The following is a 15,532-nucleotide window of genomic DNA, read 5'->3' on the forward strand; positions in this document are numbered from 1 at the left end:
CTCTACACGGATTCGTAAATGCGTTTATGCCCTGAGATGGCAGCGAGACGGTACGGGCGCGAAGTCTCGGAAACGGTTGCGTGGTACTTGCCATCGACGGGCGCTTGGGCCTCATGCAGCTGGCGGTAGTGGTCGTAATCGAGCAGTTCGCGCGAATCGATAGCGGCGCGGTTTGCTTCGGTACGTAAGTGCTCAGTGTAACCGGAAACCACTGTGCCACTGAAGAATTCAGCGACAGCACCGGAGCCGTAGCTCACGAAGGCGAGCACTTTGTCGGTGAGGTCTTCGGCCTGGTCAAGCAGCGCGAGCAAGCCGAGGTACAGCGACGCGGTGTAGCTGTTGCCGACGGTGCGGTTGTAGGTGGTTGTCTTGCCGATCGCGGCTTCGATGGCCTCGGGTTCAGCGGTGCGGCCCTGGCTTTCGAGCAGGTGCTTGTGCGCCTTGTACGCCATCTTGGTGAAGGGCTGGTGGTAGCAGAACGCGGCGAAGTCGCCCAGGTCACGGCCACCTTGGCGGCGGTAATCGTTCCACGCTTCCTCGGCGGCCTTCTGGTAGGCGTTCACCGAGGTCTTGCCGTCGACGATGGCTTCGGTGCGGTAGTTGGGTCGCCAGAAGTCCATGATGTCGGCCGAATACAGGCCCGACTGCGGGTCGAGCGCGATGATGCTCGGGTCAGCGGTGACCAGCATCGCGACGGCGGCAGCGCCCTGGGTCGGTTCCCCGGGGGTGTCGATTTCGTACTTGGCGATGTCGGCGGCGATCACGAGCACCTTGTGCGACGGGTCGCGCGCGATGAGCCCAGCCGCAAACTGCAGGCCAGCGGTACCGCCGTAGCACGCCTGCTTGAGCTCGACAACGCGCGCGGCGTTGGGCAGCCCAATCAGCGAATGCAGGTACAGCGCGGCGGCTTTCGACTGGTCAACACCGGTTTCGGTCGCGAAGAGCACGGTGCGAATGCCGTCGACGCCGTGGCGGTCGATGATCGGCTTGGCCGCCGCCGCCGCGATCGTGACGATGTCCTCGTCGGCGGCCGCGACGCTCATGCGTTCCTGGCCGATGCCGATGTAGAACTTGTCGCGATCAACGCCGAGACGCTCAGCGAGGACCGCGTGGTCGAGTGCGTAATGGGTGGTTGCGAACGACAGGTCGCTAATACCGACCGATGCGGAAGTACTCATGCGGGGGTTCCGTTGCTCGAGGTGGACCGTTCGAATTGGGTATGGGCGCGCATGAGCTCGCCCCGATTGGTCTGGGCCGCCATCAGCGACAGTTCGCCGCACAGCACCGATGCGGCACCGATCACGGCGAGGCGGCGGGCGTTCGCGCCCGGCTCGCGCTCTTCGCGGCAGCCGAGGCGGGTGAGCACGTCTTCAACGAAGGTGGCGTGCTTGCCGTTGCCGACGGTGCCGACGATGAGGTTGGGCAGCGTGCAGGAGAAGTACAGGTCGCCGTCGCGGTCTTCGGCGTGGGTGACGCCTTGCGAACCTTCGACGATGTTGGCCGCGTCCTGGCCGGTCGCCAGGTAGTAGGCAAGCAGCATGTTGGCGTAATGCGCGTTGGCGGAACGGATTCCGCCTGCGAGCAGGGTGCCGATGAGGTTCTTGCGGATGTTGAGCTGGACCACCTTGGCGGCGGTGGTGTGCAGCCGGGCCTCGACCACTTCACGCGGGATGAGCAGTTCGGTGATCACGTTCTTGCCGCGACCGAGGATGCCGTTGACGGCGGTTGCCTTCTTGTCGGTGCAGAAGTTGCCCGAGATCGAGCCGTACTTCACACCCGGCGTTGTCGCGAGGATGTGGTCCATCAGGTGGTCGCTGGCGAGGGTTGCCATGTTGTGGCCGGACGCGTCGCCGGTGGTGAATTCGAACCGGACGAAGAGCAGGTTGCCCGCGATCTGGTGGTTGATCTCGATGAGCTTGGCGAACCGGCTGCTGCCCGCGACCACTTCCTGCAGTTCAGCCATCCGCGCTTGGAGGCCCTGGATGGTGGTGAACGCGGTGTAGGCGTCGTCGGCTTCAAGCAGGATCGACCGCGTCATGCGCTCGTCGATGAGCGTGGCGACGATGCCCTTTTCGGTGAGCGTCGAGATGCGCGCGCCACGCCCAACCGAAGGCCACAGCGGCGTTTCGTAGGTGGCGAGGGGGAAGTCGACCAGCTCGTCGGTGACGACGTTGCCGCTGACCCGGGCCGGACCCACCCATTGCAGCGGAACCGCTGCGTACGACGTGTCATTCATGGGGGTGACTCCTTCTCCGATGGGCTGTCCGGCTTGCGTAAGGCGTGGTGTCGATGCCCCTGCTGTGGCAGAAGCTCGACACCGCGCCGGTGATGAGCAGATCCGTACTTGTCAGGTCCGCGGGGGTGCGCGCGCCGAGCACGGTCATGATGGTGCGCAACTGGGCCAGCCAGGTGCTGATTTGGGTGATCAACGCGGCGGTGTCGCCGTTGACCAGCGTTTCGAGGAACGGGCCAGCGACGCCAGTTGCCTTGGCGCCCAACGCAAGTGCGCGGGCCATGTCGAGCGGGGAGCGAATGCCGCCCGACGCCGAAACGTCGATCCCGTCGATACCAGCGGCGTCGAGCAGGCACGCGGGCGTTGACTGGCCCCAGCCTTCGATGAAGGAGAAGTCGCCGCCGGGGCGTCGATCGTTTTCGATGCGGGCGAAGTTGGTGCCGCCGCGTCCGCCCACGTCGGCGACGGAAACGCCGACGTCACGCAGCCACAGGATCGTCTCGCGACTGAGCCCGAAGCCAACTTCCTTGACGACGACGGGCACTTCGCTCGCCGCGACAATCGCCTCAATCTGGGCGGGCCACGCGCCGAAGGAGCGGTCGCCCTCGGGCATCACCACTTCTTGGACGGCGTTGAGGTGGATTTGCAGCGCGTTGGCTTCGAGCAGATCGACAGCGTGCTTGACCTGTTCGACCGACGCCGTCGCGTTCACGTTGGCGAGCACGAATCCGTTCGGATTCTCTTGCCGCAGTACGCGATACGTGTCGGCGACATCGCGGTCACGGAAGTACGCGCTCATCGAACCGGACGCGATGGGCACGCCGGTCTCGTTAGCGGCGATGGCGAGCTGACGGTTGATCTCGCCGGTTTTCATCGATCCGCCGGTCATCGCGTTCACATACAGCGGAGTTGACCAGGTGCTGCCCGCGAAGGCGACCTCGGTCGAAATATCGGCGGCGTCGATGCCCGCGAGGGCGTGGTGCACGAAATTGATGTCGTCGAAATCGCTTGTCGCCGAACGGGTTTCCTGATGGCGGACAGCGTGCCGGACGTGGTCGTCTTTGCGGTCACCGATCATGATGCGCACACCTCCTCGGTTGCGAACTCGGCGGGCGCGTACACCGCGACAGGCAGCGGCTCGATACCAACCGCACGCCAGCGGGCGTGCAATTCGGCGATGTGGTCAGCCGAATCACTCAGTGCGACACCGCAATCACCGCCGCCAGCCCCAGACGACTTGGCCGCGAGACCGAGCGCGTGGGCTTCGTCGCACAGCGCGCGCAGTCCGTCGGTCATAATGCCGAGGTTGGCAGACTGGTCGAGTTGCGTGAGAAGTGCTCGCGCACTGCGCATTTCACGACTCGCCAGCGCGTAGTCGTCGGCTTCGACGGCCGCGATGAATCGTTCGACGAGCGCGTCGCTGTCGGCGAGGAACGTGGTCGGTCGCGGCGCTTTGCGCTGGGCGCGCACGAGGTCGGGGGTCGACGCGGGTGCGCCGGTCCAGCCGATGCGTACGTCGAAAGTGGTTGGCGTCGGCAGCGGGCGGATCAGCAGACCCGGCCACGGCGCTCGGAGTGCGGCTTCGACGCCGCGGGTAAGCAGGCCGGCGACCTGGGCGCGGTCGGGCGAACGGTAGGCAAGCCAGCCGCCGAAGGTGGCGGCGGCGATGTCACCGCCGGATGCGCTGGGGTTCACGGCGATGGTGGCGGCCATCGCGAGTCGGTAGACGTCTTCGCGGCTGAGCGCGAGGTCGTAGAACTCGGCGAGCGCGTCGACCGTGGCGACGGTGACAGCGGCACTCGACCCGAGCCCAAACTTGCGGCCGTCGGCGTCGCCGAGTTCGGCGCGCACGTCGAGCGTGAAGTCTCGCGCGGGCAGCCCGCGCTCGGCGACAAGCCGGTCGACGACGGTGACGGCGGCGAAAACGTAGGAGAAGGCGGCCGGAACGACGCCCGACGCTGGGACAAGCCACCCACGGTCGCCCGTGATGCCAACTCCACTCGCCAGCTCAGCAACGCGCGCGGCGGCCGAGCTAGCCGCCGAGCCCGTCGCGAGCTCGGCCGGTGAAGCCGCGTGAGCATGCGTCGGCCGCGTCGAAGCCGAGCTGGCACCCGCCGAGTTCGTCGCGAGCTCGGCCGGCGAAGCCGCGTGAGCGTGCGTCGGCCGCGCCGAAGGGGCGACCCGCGCAAGCTCGAGCGCGATTCCGCCGTCAAGGTCCGACCGCAAAACGGTGGTGGCCGACGCCGAAACCGAGGCCGTCGCGAACCGGTCAACCGCGATCAACACCGCCGCGTGACCCGGCTCAACAACCGCGTACTCCCCCACCAAAAACAGTTTTCCGGGGGCGCGACAACTCACACTCATGAGGCCCCATCCCGCAGCAGGTACGCACCTTGACCACTAAACGCGGTCTGCGTGCTCACGAAATCGCCAAGTGCCTCAATGGTTTTCGCGACAACGGGCGCGTCGGCGCGCGAGCACAGCACCTTCACGTTCGGGCCAGCGTCGATGGTCGCGTAGGCGACAACTCCGTCGGCGCGCAGGCCTTGCACGGCGTCGAGGATCGCCAGCGACTGCGGCGAAAGGTAGCGGATGCCGGGGCGGGCGGTGAGCATCGTGGCGTGCATGCCGAGGGCGTTGCGTTCGGCGATTTCCCCGACGGCGGCGAGGTCGCTGGCAGCGATCGCCGCGCGCATCTCGGCGAGGTCGACCTTCGACGATTCGGCCCACGGCAGGTAAAACGGCGAAGTCGCGACGGTCTGGCGCATCGCGACCGTGCTCGACACGGCCTTAGCCTGGTTGTTCACGACACCAACGACGAGCGCGGGGTCGAGCGAACCGCCGTCGATCGGCTCGGCATACGAACCAAGATCGGCCGCTTCACCCAGTCCATCGCCAGCGTTCCACACAACGAATCCACCGAAAATCGACCGCGAAGCCGACCCCGACCCACGCCGCGCGAGCCGCGAAAGCGCGCGCTGATCAGCATCGAGCGAGAACGCGGCGGCAGCCGACGTTGCCAACGCGGCGAACCCCGACGCCGACGACGCGAGCCCAGCGCCGGTGGGCCCGGCGTTCGACGTGACGACATGCGCCCGCTCAGTGCGCCCGGTCTTCGCGCGAACAAGATCAAGGAAGCGGGTGATGCGCGCGAGCGGCGTGCCCGATGCGACCTCACCGTTGAACTCAACGACATCGTCAGGGCCATCAATCACGGTGACCGTCGTGGTCGTCGGGAAGATGTCGAGCGTCAGCGACAGGCTCGATGTGACCGGAAGGAAGAACTCCTCGTCACGCTTGCCCCAGTACTTGACCAGCGCGATGTTGGGGTAGGCGACCGCGGTTGTCGCGGTTACGTCGGTGTCTGAGCTCATAACTTTCGGTCGCGTTCAGGTCGAGTGTCGGATAGGGACGGTGGTGCGGCGCGCAGGCTGTCGGTTGAGACAGTCCAGGTGCGCACGGCCCCGGCGTGACGCAACGCCGCGCTCACAGCGTCTGCTTCGGCGGGCCAGGTGAGCGCGATTACGCAACCACCAAGTCCCGCGCCGGTGAGTTTGGCGCCGAGCGCGCCCGCGTCAAGGGCCGCACTGACCAGGGTATCTATGCCGGGTGTGCTGACTCCAAGCTCGGCGAGCAACTCCTGGAAGGCGACCATGGTCTTGCCAAGCGCGACCGCGTGACCTGCGGTTGAACCGGCAAGTTCGTGCGCGCCCGCCGCGATGAGGTCGGCGGCTTCACACAGCAGTCGGTTCGCGGCAAGCTGGTCGGCGGCCAGCTTGGCCCGCACGCCAGCGACGGCGTGCGCGGTCGACCCGGCCGCACCGGTGTCGGCGATCACGATCGAAGCATCGAGCCCCACCGCGAGCGGACGTGAGCTACCACTTTCGAACCAAATCGGTCCGGCAGCGAGCACCGCGCTGGCGTCGATGCCACTCGCGCGACCGTGAGCCACCTGTTCCCCGCACTGCACGAACTCATACAGCGCGGCCAGGTCGAGCTCATGGTCGAACAGGTCGGCGACCGCGCGCACGGCAGCGCCAGCGCATGCGGCCGACGAGCCGAGCCCGCGCGCGAGCGGGATCTCGCACTCCACGGTGACCTCGACGGGTCCAGCGGCCACGCCCCAGCGGCTCAATGCCGCGTCAACGGCCACGTGTGGCCCCGACCGAGTCCCAGTGTCGGTTTGCCCCGCGACGAAGCGCAGGTGCCCGTCTGGGACGTAACCGGAGGTGCCTCGACGCGCGACCGCACGCACCGGCAGCGCGGGCAGCGGAAAAGCGATGGCGGGCGTGCCGTGGACGACGGTATGTTCACCCAGCAGGATGGCCTTGGCATAGGCATGCCCGATCCCAACCTGGCTCGTCTCTATCAAGTCGGGTCTCGTACGCTCTCGAACAGGGTGACCGTTCACATCTTTCCTCTCCAGACTCAGCCGTGGCACGTCTGACGCGTTCAACGCTACGACCGCGTCAGACGGCCCGCCTTACGGCTACTGAGTCGTTCGCCCGAAAATGCTACGCACCGACGGGAAGAAGGCGGGAACCTCGGCCGCGTAGGCGCGATAGGAAGCGCCGAAGCGAGCGATCAGATCACGCTCTTCGAAGTAGGTGCCAAGCAGGATGTAGCCGGTGAGACCAAGCGCCCACACCAGATGCCCGACCGTGAAAGTGCTTGCGCACCAAAACGATACGAGCAAACCGGTCATCAGCGGATGGCGCACCAACCGGTACGGGCCTGCCACCTGAAGGCGATCGGACGTCGCGTCTGGGACGCGGATCACATACTGGCGATAAGCCTGGCTGATGCCGAGCAGATGGAAATGGTTGAGCAGCAGCGTCGCGGCGTACACCAAAACGAAGCCGATCCAGAAACCCGCGTCGAGCGCCGTCCCGACTACCCCGTTGGCATCCCAGAGTACGGCCGGGATGGGCTGCCAAGCGAGAAAGATCAGCCACATCACGGCCGAGACCGCGAGGATGTAGACGCTACGTTCCAGCGCGGGCGGCACCCATCGCGTGATGAATGCCTTGAACGCCGGGCGCGACATGCCCGAATGCTGCAAGCCGAACAGACCGAGCAGCGCGAGGTCGATGACCAGCGCGGGCACCGTCGACAGGTGCGGACCCTTGTCGATGGTCTTCGGAAGGAACCAGCCGCCAGCGAACAGCAGCATCAGCGGCACCGTGATGCCAGCGAGGCCGTAGATCGCGAACGAGATGAGGAAGGGAACGAGCCGGGACGGGGTTTTCACCACGTCCTTGGCATCGTTGACCGTTGCTAGATCCATGCGAACCACGGCAGGTAGCGGTTGCGAACCGTGCCGGCTTCCAGCCGCGTTTCGAGCTTGGCCTTCCACTTGTTGCCGTACTTCTCGTTGAGGAAGCCGCCCGGGAAGAACAGGCGCCAACCGGATTGCGCGACCATCCAGTAAGGAACGATGACGCCCGGCTCGACCTTGCGCATGTAGTCGAGCTTGTCGGGGATCTCACTCCAGTGCACGCCGGGGTAGCGGTGATGCACCGAGTGGTAGCCCTGGTTGAAGATCAGGAAGTTGAGAATGTTGCCCGCGTTGTTCAGCGAAGTCGACGCGTCATCTTCGAACTGCTTAGCCGGTGCGTGGCTGAGCCAGGCGAAGTAACCGGCGTTGACCTGCGTGATCAGGAACGGCACCCAGTAGAAGATGATGAACTTGTTGAAGTCGACGAGCGCCCAGACGCCACCGATGATCACCGCGTAGGCCGCCATATCGAACAGGAACTGGTTGCGACGCACCTTGCGGGTGTCGGCCACGTTCTTGGCGAACAGCATCTTGAGCGTGTGAATCTTGACGACCATGCCGTAGCGGACCCAGTACCAGATGGCCCCGATGCCCTTCTCCATGCCGGTCGTCGCGGTCACGTCGCCGGGACCGTCGTTGAAGCGGTGGTGATTGAGCACGTGAACTTCACGCATCTCGGCCGCGGTGAGGTTGCCGGGCAGGCAGCACAGCACGTCGACGACGCGGTTGGGGAACTTCGCCACGAACAGCGGGCGGTGCGTGTGCATGTGCATCACGCCGATCGTCAGCGAAAGGTTCAGCAGCGACAGCACGATGATCAGCGGAATCGCGACGAACCAGTTGCTCGCGAACGGGACGAAAAGCCCGACCGCGGTCATTGAGATCCACAACGCGATATGAATCAGCGGTCCGATGTTGGACCCGTGCTCCAGCTTGAAAACTCGGCGCGCGAACGGCGGCCGCTCGGCTATGTCGGGCGTTCGGGTGCTCATTGTCGAGCTCCTTGACTAGTTGGGGCGGGTAGCGCGGCGTTCTTGAGCCGTGCGGCAAGGGCGAACATCGCTTCGGGTTGATGCGAAGGAACGCGTTCCATCGCACCGAAGGCCAGGTGGTCGGCGATCATCATCGTGCGGATGTCGGCGTCGCCGAGTTCGCCGGTGAGTGGGCCTTCCGGCAGCGTCTCGACCAGCGCGAACGTGGTGTCGACGATGAGCGGGACGATGGCGGGCTGGGCGCGTCGCGACGGGTGATTCGAGCTCAAGACCATCGTCTGATCGGCGCCTTCGGCGAAGTCGGGCGACGTGTCGAGCATCGTGTGAATGGCCGTGTCGGCGGTGGCGCGCAGCCGGTCGAGCATCTTGGTCCAGTACTTCGCCGAGCACGCCGCCAACGTCGCCGCCGCGAGCGGGCGCTTGTAGGCGGGCGGCGCGTTAACGGCGGCGCACAGGAACGCCGACGTCGTGATGGTCATGTACGCCATCGCCGCCCGCGCGCCGACGCTCGGCGTGCCAGGGCCCATACGGTCGAGCAGCGCGAACGCGCCGAGTGCGGGGCTGAGCAGGCGCAACATCACCATGCGGGTCAGTTCGGTGCGGTCGGCGACGCCGTAGATCTCGTATTCGCCGTCGCGCAGGTCGTTGGCCGACTGGGCGATCACCGCGACGCACGCGGTGAGGTCGCGCAGGTCAGTTTCGGCGAGCGCGTCGGTTGCCACGAGCGAGCACGCGTAGTGCGTCACGCGACCGAGCACACCTTCGCTATAGGCGACGCGGGTGAGCGGCGATTCGATGTTGTGTGCCATCACCGCGCCCATGTCGACGAGCACGCTGTTCACGCGTTCGCGCGCTTCCGGCGAGAGCGCGTCGAGCAGCGCGGCCACATCGGCGATGCGTTCGGCGAGCAGTCGGTCGACGGCTTCGCTGTCGCGCACGTCGCCGGGCAGCTCCGGCAGTGTGGGCGGGACGGTGTCGGTCGCACCGGTGAGGTAGGCGACGGCGGCGCGCACGTCATCGGCGGCGGTCGCGCGGGGCGAAAGGTCTTCGTAGGCGTCGAGCACACGTGAGGCGAGCAGCGCGGCGGTGGCTTCGGCGCGCAGCGGCGCTGCGAGGAAACCGATCGCGATTGCGAGGTTGCGACCAGCGGGAATGAGCGCGCGGTCAGCGAGTTCGGTAGGCGTGCGTGCGGCGCGCAACGCCGCGAGGTCGGCGCGGCGGCGCAGCTGGCGCATACCGCGCGCGAGCAGTGCCACCCGTGGCGTGTTCATCGGGAAATCACCTCGTGTAGCAGGGCGCGTAGGTCGTCACGCGCGGGCGACGGGCCGAAAACCTCAAGGGCGCGGCTCGCGGTGTCGGTTGCCGCGACGGCGGCTTCGCGCGCGAGTTTGGTCGCGCCGCTTTCGATTAGGTCGGCTTGTAGGAACTCGCTTGTTGTTTCGTCAGACAGCCAAAGTTCGTGTGCGCCAGGACGATTCGCGAGCCATTCGATGACGGGCCACGTCGGAACGCGCCGCTCAAGATCGCCGCCGGCGTCCTTGCCGAGCTCGACACCGCCTTCGATATCGCGGACGTCGTCCATGATTTGGAACGCCAGCCCGAGCTGGTCGGCGTACTCCATCAGCGCTTGCAGGCGTTCGGGATTCACGCCGCCAGCAGTGCCGCCGTAGGAACACGAAAGTCGAAACAGGGTGCCGGTTTTCGCGCCAGCGACGAGTTCGTAGTGGCGACGCAGCGCGTCGACATCGACGTCAACCGACGGCGGCAACGTCTCGATGAGCTGGCCAAACGACAAGTCCGACAAGCGATCCGCGTACGTGACGCCCGGGGCCGTGCCGATGCCAGCGAAGACGACGGGATTGGCGTCGATCACCCGCGCGACCGATTCCAACGCGACCCCGGCCATGTGAAAGCCGAGCCGCGCCGAGGTCCGCACTCCGAACTCGGCGGCCACCGACGCCGCGCCACGTCGCAACAGTGACCCGTCACAGATGTCGTCGTGCACCAGCGATGACTCGTGAAACATCTCCATCGCGCAGGCAAGGTCGATCGCGTCGCCGAACGAGGTCGCTACCGGCGCAGGGTCGGTTTCCGCACGGAGGAGCCCCGCGGTTGCGAGGACAAGACGTGCCCGAACCCGCTTGCCAGGCGCGGCGAGGATGTGGCGGTAGATGTCGTCGAAAGCCCCGTTGGTCAGCAGTAATTCGTGCAAACGAGCGGTGACCAGCGGGATCTGCTCAAGCGGTCGAACAGGCACTAGCGCGGGCGAATCCATAGCGCTTCAGCTCCTTGGCGGGGTCCGACAACGGACGACGGTGACGTGAATCTTCGGGCGGCGACAGCGATGCCCGGCGTTGCGGCGAAGTTTTGCGCGCGATGGTTCGAAACGTCAAGTGTTGCAACGTGTTCCAACTACTGACCAGTTTCACAACGATACGTTCGATGTTGCGCTGTCACAGCGGGTCACGCGAGAAGGCAAGAGCGACAACGATTTTCGGGCGCGTTTCGATAAGCGTGACGACTCAGGTCGAGTCGTAACGCGGGCGTCAGTCGCATCATCGCGACGGAATTTGACTGGTTTCGGACCTTCAACAGATCTTGAAGCCGAAGCAAAAGCACTGGTAGTTGCGGAAATTTCCGGTTACAGGTCCGAATCCACAACGTTGTGGAAAGCCACTAGACGACTCACTGTCTGTGACACCGTATGAGCTAACACTTCTAAGTGAAAAGATGCGACTCGAAACTGACACTTTGATGACCCGAGACCAGTCGCGAAGCCTTCATATCGGGAGAACTCACAACATGAACCACGACCACCCCTAGCCATTAAGTGGCTGAGATCACACTCACCAAAGGCGTTGTCTTACCGCGTTTTTCGTGCACTTTCGTGAGCGAAACCAACGATCGGCCCGTGTTAGGCTGACGCCACTTCTCGCGCGATTCGCGCGCTTCCTCTCCATCTCCCCGGGCACGGTCTCTGCCTTGCGTGGTATCTGAAAGGGAAAATCGGATGCGAATCAACGGGCTTGATCGCTTCGGCGACTCCGTTCGCCGTTTCCGCTATGTGGTTGTGTTCGCGTGGCTACTCGTCGCGGGACTCGGCAACCTGGCAGTGCCACAGCTGGAAACGACGGTCTTCGCCAGTTCAACGCCGATGGTCCCCACCGACACCCCCGCCGCGAAAGTGCTCGCGACGATGGGCGAACGGTTCGGCGAGACAACGAGTTCCGGTGGCGCTTATCTGTTGCTCACGCGCGCTCAACCGCTCGGGGAGGTAGACCGCGCCTATTACACGAAGGTCGTCGCCGCGCTGAGCGCCGATCGCGCGCACGTGGAAGCGGTCAATGACCTGTGGGCGTCATCGACGACGGCGGGTTCGGTGCTCAGCGCCGACGGCAAAGCGGTGTATCTCGGCATCCGACTCGTCGGCGATACCGGGACAACCGACGCGACGCGCTCGCTCACGGCGGTGAACGCCATCATCGACTCGGTTCCCGCGCCACCGGGCCTGGCTGTCAACGTGACCGGGCCAAGTCCCACCTTCGCCGACGAACTCGGCGGTATCCACGACGCGCTCACGATCATCACGCTGCTCACCGTCGTCCTCATTACTGTCTTGTTGCTGCTCACCTATCGGTCGATCGCGACCACGTTCGTCGCGCTCATCACGATCGGGATGGCGCTCGGTGCCGGGCGCGCTGTTGTCTCGCTGCTTGGCATCGCCGGGCTGCCGACGTCGATCTTCTCCGTCGCGTTGCTGTCGGCGATGGTGTTGGGTGCGGGCACCGATTACGCGATCTTCTTCATCAGTCGCTATCACGAGGGCAGGCGGGCTGGGCTCGAAGTTGGGCCCGCTTATCAGGCGGCCTACCGACGGATCACGCCGATCGTGCTCGCATCCGGGCTCATCATCGTCGTCACCTGCGCGACGATGACGGCAACGCGTATCGGGGTGTTCCGCACGATCGGCATCCCGTGCGCGGCCGGTGTCGCCGTGACCGTGCTCGCGGCAATCACACTCACCCCCGCGTTGCTCGCGATCGCGGCCGAGTGGGGTCGCGCCGAACCCCGTGGGCGCGCATCGAATCGGTACTGGCATCGACTCGCCACGCTGATCGGCGCGCACCCCGCGCGGATGCTCGCGGCGTCGTTGGCGGTGATCGCCGCGCTCGCGTTGGTGCTGCCGACGCTCGCGCTCAGTTACGACGAACGCGCGACCCAACCCGACGACACCCCAAGCAACCGGGGCTACGCCGCCGCTGACGCGCACTACCCAACCAACGAACTGCTGCCGACGTTCCTGCTCATTCAGGCCGACCACGACCTGCGCAATTCCGCCGACTACGCCGCGCTCGAATCGATCGCGAACGAACTGTCGAAGGTGGCTGGCGTCGCGCAGGTGCGGTCGATTACCCGGCCGCTCGGCACGCCGATCGCGGAAGCGGCCGTCGACAAGCAGCTCGGCATGGTCAGTTCGCAACTCAGCGGCGCGGCGGTTCGACTCGACGCGGCCAAACCCGACATCGCCCGACTCACCGGCGGACTCGTTCAACTCAACGACGGGGCGCGCGCGCTTGCTGACGGGATGACGAGCCTGACGGCGGGCGCTTCGCAGGCCGCCGGTGGTTCGACGCAACTGGTCGATGGGTCGAAAGCGCTTGTCGGCGGCCTGAATCAGCTTGTCGATGGTGCGACCCAGCTCGACTCGGCTGCTCAGCAGTTGCGCGTTGGTAGCGCTCAACTTGCCGCGGGCGTCGACTCCGCGCTCGCGCCCGCGCAACCTTCGCTCGCCGCGATCGACGGGTTGCGCGCGATGGTCAGCGCCGATCCGCACTGCGCGACGGTGCCGCTGTGCGCGGCGGCGTCGGCGGCACTGGCCGCGTTCGACGGGAGTGCGCTTGGCGCGGCAGTCGGCGAGGTCACGCGACTGCGCGACGGGGTGCGGTTGCTTGCCGACGGCAACGCCCAATTGGGCGGGGGAATCGGGCAATTGCTTACTGGGTTGCGCACCGCGCAGTCGGGGGCGACGACCCTGTCGGCCGGGCAGACGCAGCTGCACCAGGGCATCGGCGCGCTCGACGCGGGGCTTGGTCAGGCGAGCGGTGGGGCGAATACGCTCGCCGACGGAACCGGTCAGGTGCGCGACGGGGTCGGCCAGATGACGACGGTGCTCACCGAACTGCCAACCGGACTCGGCCAGGCGGTTACGTATCTGCAAGAGCTGCAACAGAATCCGACGCTGTCCGCGAGCAACGGGGCGTTCAACCTGCCAACGTTCGCGTTGGGCAATGCCGATCTGGTGACGGCTTCACGGTACTTCCTCTCCCCCGACGGGCATTCGGCCCGCATGATGGTGCTCGGCACCGCCGACGCGTTCAGTGCGGAAGGAATGGCGCTGGCGAGTTCGTTGGCCGACGCGGCAACGGCGGCGGCAGCGCGAACACCGTTACAAACGACCAGCATTGATGCCGCCGGCCTCGCCGCGACGTACGTCGACCTGCGCGCGCTCGCGTTCCGCGACCTGGCGACCATCGTCATCGCGGCATCGCTGCTGATCCTGCTCGTCTTGGCGATCACGTTGCGTTCGGTGATCGCGCCGCTGTACGTGTTCGGCACCGTCCTCGCGTCGTACCTGGCGGCGCTCGGGTTGAGCGCACTGCTGTGGCAGCACCTGCTCGACAAGCCGTTGCATTGGGCGGTGCCCGCGATGTCGTTTATCGCATTGACGGCCGTGGGTGCCGATTACAACCTGCTACTGATGTCGCGGGTACGCGACGAACTGCTCGACGATCCAGCCGGTGGCATTCGCGGAGCGGTTACGCGGGCGGTCACGCAGACGGGCGGGGTAATCACGACAGCGGGCGTCGTTTTCGCGCTGACGATGGTGGCGCTGATGTTCTCGGATATCACCAACATCGCCCAGATCGGCTTCACGATCGCAGTCGGTTTGTTGCTCGACACGCTAGTGGTGCGCACGGTGACAATCCCGTCACTCGCGCTTTTAGTGGGCCGCTGGAACTGGTGGCCGTCCCGCTTGAGCCGCCCGACCGTAGCGAAGCCCGTCGCCGACACGCCCGCGTCTGAATACGAGGTTGTCCGCGCCTAAGACGCAGTCCTACAGGGCGTGCGCGTCCAGCCATGCGCGGGCGACGACGGCCGGGTCGTCGCCCCTGCGGACCTTCGCGACCAGTTCCAGCAACCCTGCCGTATTCAGCTCGCCCGCAACGTAATTCAACTTCTTCGCCTGCACCCGGTTGAAGATGCCCGAGCGGTGCAAAGCGACGACGTTCTGGGTGCGCACCGCGTACTTCGGGTCGTCGAGCACGCGCAATCCATCGCCAGCCGTTGTCGGGCCGTTCACGACCCCGACCTGAATTTGATTGGCGCGCAACGCTTCTCGCAGTGATTCCGGGTCGGCGAACTCGGTTACGTTGGCGAAGGTGCAGCCGTCGATCTGCGGCAAACCGCGTCGCAAACCCGGCACGTCGGCGAAGCCAGCGGTCAAGCTCGCACACTGCGGGGCGAGGGCGGAAACCGTCGCGAACTCGTCCGACTTCATGACAACGCGCGCACGTAGCTCGGTTCCATCGGCAGCATCAGACACCGAAAGCCGTTCTGGCAGTGCGGCATTCAGTGCGGCGGGCACATTCTTAGGCGTGCGGGCTGGCGATTCCGGGTCCCACCGCTCAAGCAACGCCCCGTTGCGAGCGGGCAGCAGGGCGATGCGGGCGGCGTCGAGGTCGGCGATCGGGGTGCTCAACTCGGTGCGCACTGCCGTTGCGGTACCGGCGCGCGTCAACGCCTGTGAATAAATCTGTGCGAGCACAATCGATTCCACAGAAGAATCCGCGCCGACAACAACAACCGGCGCGACGGGTTCATTCGCACAGGAAACAGCAGCAAAACCGCAGGTAGCGACCAGTGTCGCGAGTAGCGTCCGCCGCCACGCGCCCGACCCCATCTGGCGACACCAACTTCCTTTATTTGCCGTCATCCCGCGCGATCGAAGCGTTGCGCGGGCAATATGGT

General features: G+C 65.7%; 12 protein-coding genes. 1 reads left to right on the top strand and 11 read right to left on the bottom strand.

Annotation, left to right across the window (positions count from 1 at the left end):
* Window positions 1–2: 2 nt before the first annotated feature.
* The 10 genes from IEX78_RS09055 to IEX78_RS09100 form a co-directional block, all read right to left on the bottom strand.
* Window positions 3–1,178, bottom strand: a complete 1,176-nt coding sequence (locus IEX78_RS09055) for a hydroxymethylglutaryl-CoA synthase (RefSeq protein ID WP_188828470.1) — start codon at window positions 1,176–1,178, stop codon at window positions 3–5.
* The gene (locus IEX78_RS09060) at window positions 1,175–2,236 is read right to left on the bottom strand and encodes a hydroxymethylglutaryl-coenzyme A reductase family protein (RefSeq protein ID WP_188828471.1); all 1,062 of its coding nucleotides are present in this window, start codon (window positions 2,234–2,236) and stop codon (window positions 1,175–1,177) included. Before IEX78_RS09060 ends, IEX78_RS09055 begins: the two co-directional genes overlap by 4 nt.
* Window positions 2,229–3,311 (bottom strand): type 2 isopentenyl-diphosphate Delta-isomerase, encoded by a 1,083-nt coding sequence (fni, locus tag IEX78_RS09065; RefSeq protein WP_188829478.1) that lies wholly within the window; start codon window positions 3,309–3,311, stop codon window positions 2,229–2,231. The genes IEX78_RS09060 and fni overlap by 8 nt, the downstream gene beginning before the upstream one ends.
* Entirely contained in the window at window positions 3,308–4,597 is a 1,290-nt protein-coding gene (locus IEX78_RS09070) for a phosphomevalonate kinase (RefSeq protein ID WP_188828472.1), read from the bottom strand. Before IEX78_RS09070 ends, fni begins: the two co-directional genes overlap by 4 nt.
* Window positions 4,594–5,607, bottom strand: a complete 1,014-nt coding sequence (mvaD, locus tag IEX78_RS09075; protein ID WP_188828473.1) for a diphosphomevalonate decarboxylase — start codon at window positions 5,605–5,607, stop codon at window positions 4,594–4,596. The genes IEX78_RS09070 and mvaD overlap by 4 nt, the downstream gene beginning before the upstream one ends.
* Window positions 5,604–6,605 carry a mevalonate kinase gene (gene mvk / locus IEX78_RS09080; protein ID WP_229683830.1) on the bottom strand — a complete coding sequence of 334 codons (1,002 nt, stop codon included), beginning with the start codon at window positions 6,603–6,605 and terminating at the stop codon, window positions 5,604–5,606. The genes mvaD and mvk overlap by 4 nt, the downstream gene beginning before the upstream one ends.
* A 117-nt stretch (window positions 6,606–6,722) precedes the next feature.
* A complete protein-coding gene (locus tag IEX78_RS09085; RefSeq protein WP_188828475.1) occupies window positions 6,723–7,520 on the bottom strand; it encodes a methyltransferase family protein in 798 nt (265 codons plus the stop codon).
* Entirely contained in the window at window positions 7,511–8,503 is a 993-nt protein-coding gene (locus IEX78_RS09090) for a fatty acid desaturase (RefSeq protein WP_188828476.1), read from the bottom strand. The genes IEX78_RS09085 and IEX78_RS09090 overlap by 10 nt, the downstream gene beginning before the upstream one ends.
* Window positions 8,500–9,774, bottom strand: coding sequence for a hypothetical protein (locus IEX78_RS09095; RefSeq protein ID WP_188828477.1), 1,275 nt, complete (start codon window positions 9,772–9,774; stop codon window positions 8,500–8,502). The genes IEX78_RS09090 and IEX78_RS09095 overlap by 4 nt, the downstream gene beginning before the upstream one ends.
* Window positions 9,771–10,778, bottom strand: a complete 1,008-nt coding sequence (locus IEX78_RS09100; protein WP_188828478.1) for a polyprenyl synthetase family protein — start codon at window positions 10,776–10,778, stop codon at window positions 9,771–9,773. The genes IEX78_RS09095 and IEX78_RS09100 overlap by 4 nt, the downstream gene beginning before the upstream one ends.
* Before the next feature lie 735 nt (window positions 10,779–11,513).
* Here IEX78_RS09100 and IEX78_RS09105 point away from each other — a divergent pair.
* The gene (locus IEX78_RS09105; RefSeq protein ID WP_188828479.1) at window positions 11,514–14,609 is read left to right on the top strand and encodes an MMPL/RND family transporter; all 3,096 of its coding nucleotides are present in this window, start codon (window positions 11,514–11,516) and stop codon (window positions 14,607–14,609) included.
* A 9-nt stretch (window positions 14,610–14,618) separates the two neighbouring features.
* Here the strand turns inward: IEX78_RS09105 and IEX78_RS09110 are convergent, their stop codons facing one another.
* On the bottom strand, window positions 14,619–15,497 hold the full coding sequence (locus tag IEX78_RS09110) for a glycine betaine ABC transporter substrate-binding protein (RefSeq protein ID WP_373291551.1): 879 nt from the start codon (window positions 15,495–15,497) through the stop codon (window positions 14,619–14,621).
* Between the last annotated feature and the right edge of the window lie 35 nt (window positions 15,498–15,532).

It is taken from the genome of Nocardia camponoti, from assembly GCF_014646135.1.
In the GTDB taxonomy this organism is placed as follows: domain Bacteria; phylum Actinomycetota; class Actinomycetes; order Mycobacteriales; family Mycobacteriaceae; genus Nocardia; species Nocardia camponoti.

What these genes read in the sequence shown, in the direction of transcription:
- mvaD (WP_188828473.1), bottom strand. Translation starts at nt 5,607, where the DNA reads ATGAGCTCAGACACCGACGTAACCGCGACAACCGCGGTCGCCTACCCC.
- IEX78_RS09095 (WP_188828477.1), bottom strand. Translation starts at nt 9,774, where the DNA reads ATGAACACGCCACGGGTGGCACTGCTCGCGCGCGGTATGCGCCAGCTG.
- IEX78_RS09090 (WP_188828476.1), bottom strand. Translation starts at nt 8,503, where the DNA reads ATGAGCACCCGAACGCCCGACATAGCCGAGCGGCCGCCGTTCGCGCGC.
- fni (WP_188829478.1), bottom strand. Translation starts at nt 3,311, where the DNA reads ATGATCGGTGACCGCAAAGACGACCACGTCCGGCACGCTGTCCGCCAT.
- IEX78_RS09070 (WP_188828472.1), bottom strand. Translation starts at nt 4,597, where the DNA reads ATGAGTGTGAGTTGTCGCGCCCCCGGAAAACTGTTTTTGGTGGGGGAG.
- IEX78_RS09100 (WP_188828478.1), bottom strand. Translation starts at nt 10,778, where the DNA reads ATGGATTCGCCCGCGCTAGTGCCTGTTCGACCGCTTGAGCAGATCCCG.
- IEX78_RS09060 (WP_188828471.1), bottom strand. Translation starts at nt 2,236, where the DNA reads ATGAATGACACGTCGTACGCAGCGGTTCCGCTGCAATGGGTGGGTCCG.
- IEX78_RS09105 (WP_188828479.1), top strand. Translation starts at nt 11,514, where the DNA reads ATGCGAATCAACGGGCTTGATCGCTTCGGCGACTCCGTTCGCCGTTTC.
- IEX78_RS09085 (WP_188828475.1), bottom strand. Translation starts at nt 7,520, where the DNA reads ATGGATCTAGCAACGGTCAACGATGCCAAGGACGTGGTGAAAACCCCG.
- IEX78_RS09055 (WP_188828470.1), bottom strand. Translation starts at nt 1,178, where the DNA reads ATGAGTACTTCCGCATCGGTCGGTATTAGCGACCTGTCGTTCGCAACC.
- IEX78_RS09110 (WP_373291551.1), bottom strand. Translation starts at nt 15,497, where the DNA reads ATGACGGCAAATAAAGGAAGTTGGTGTCGCCAGATGGGGTCGGGCGCG.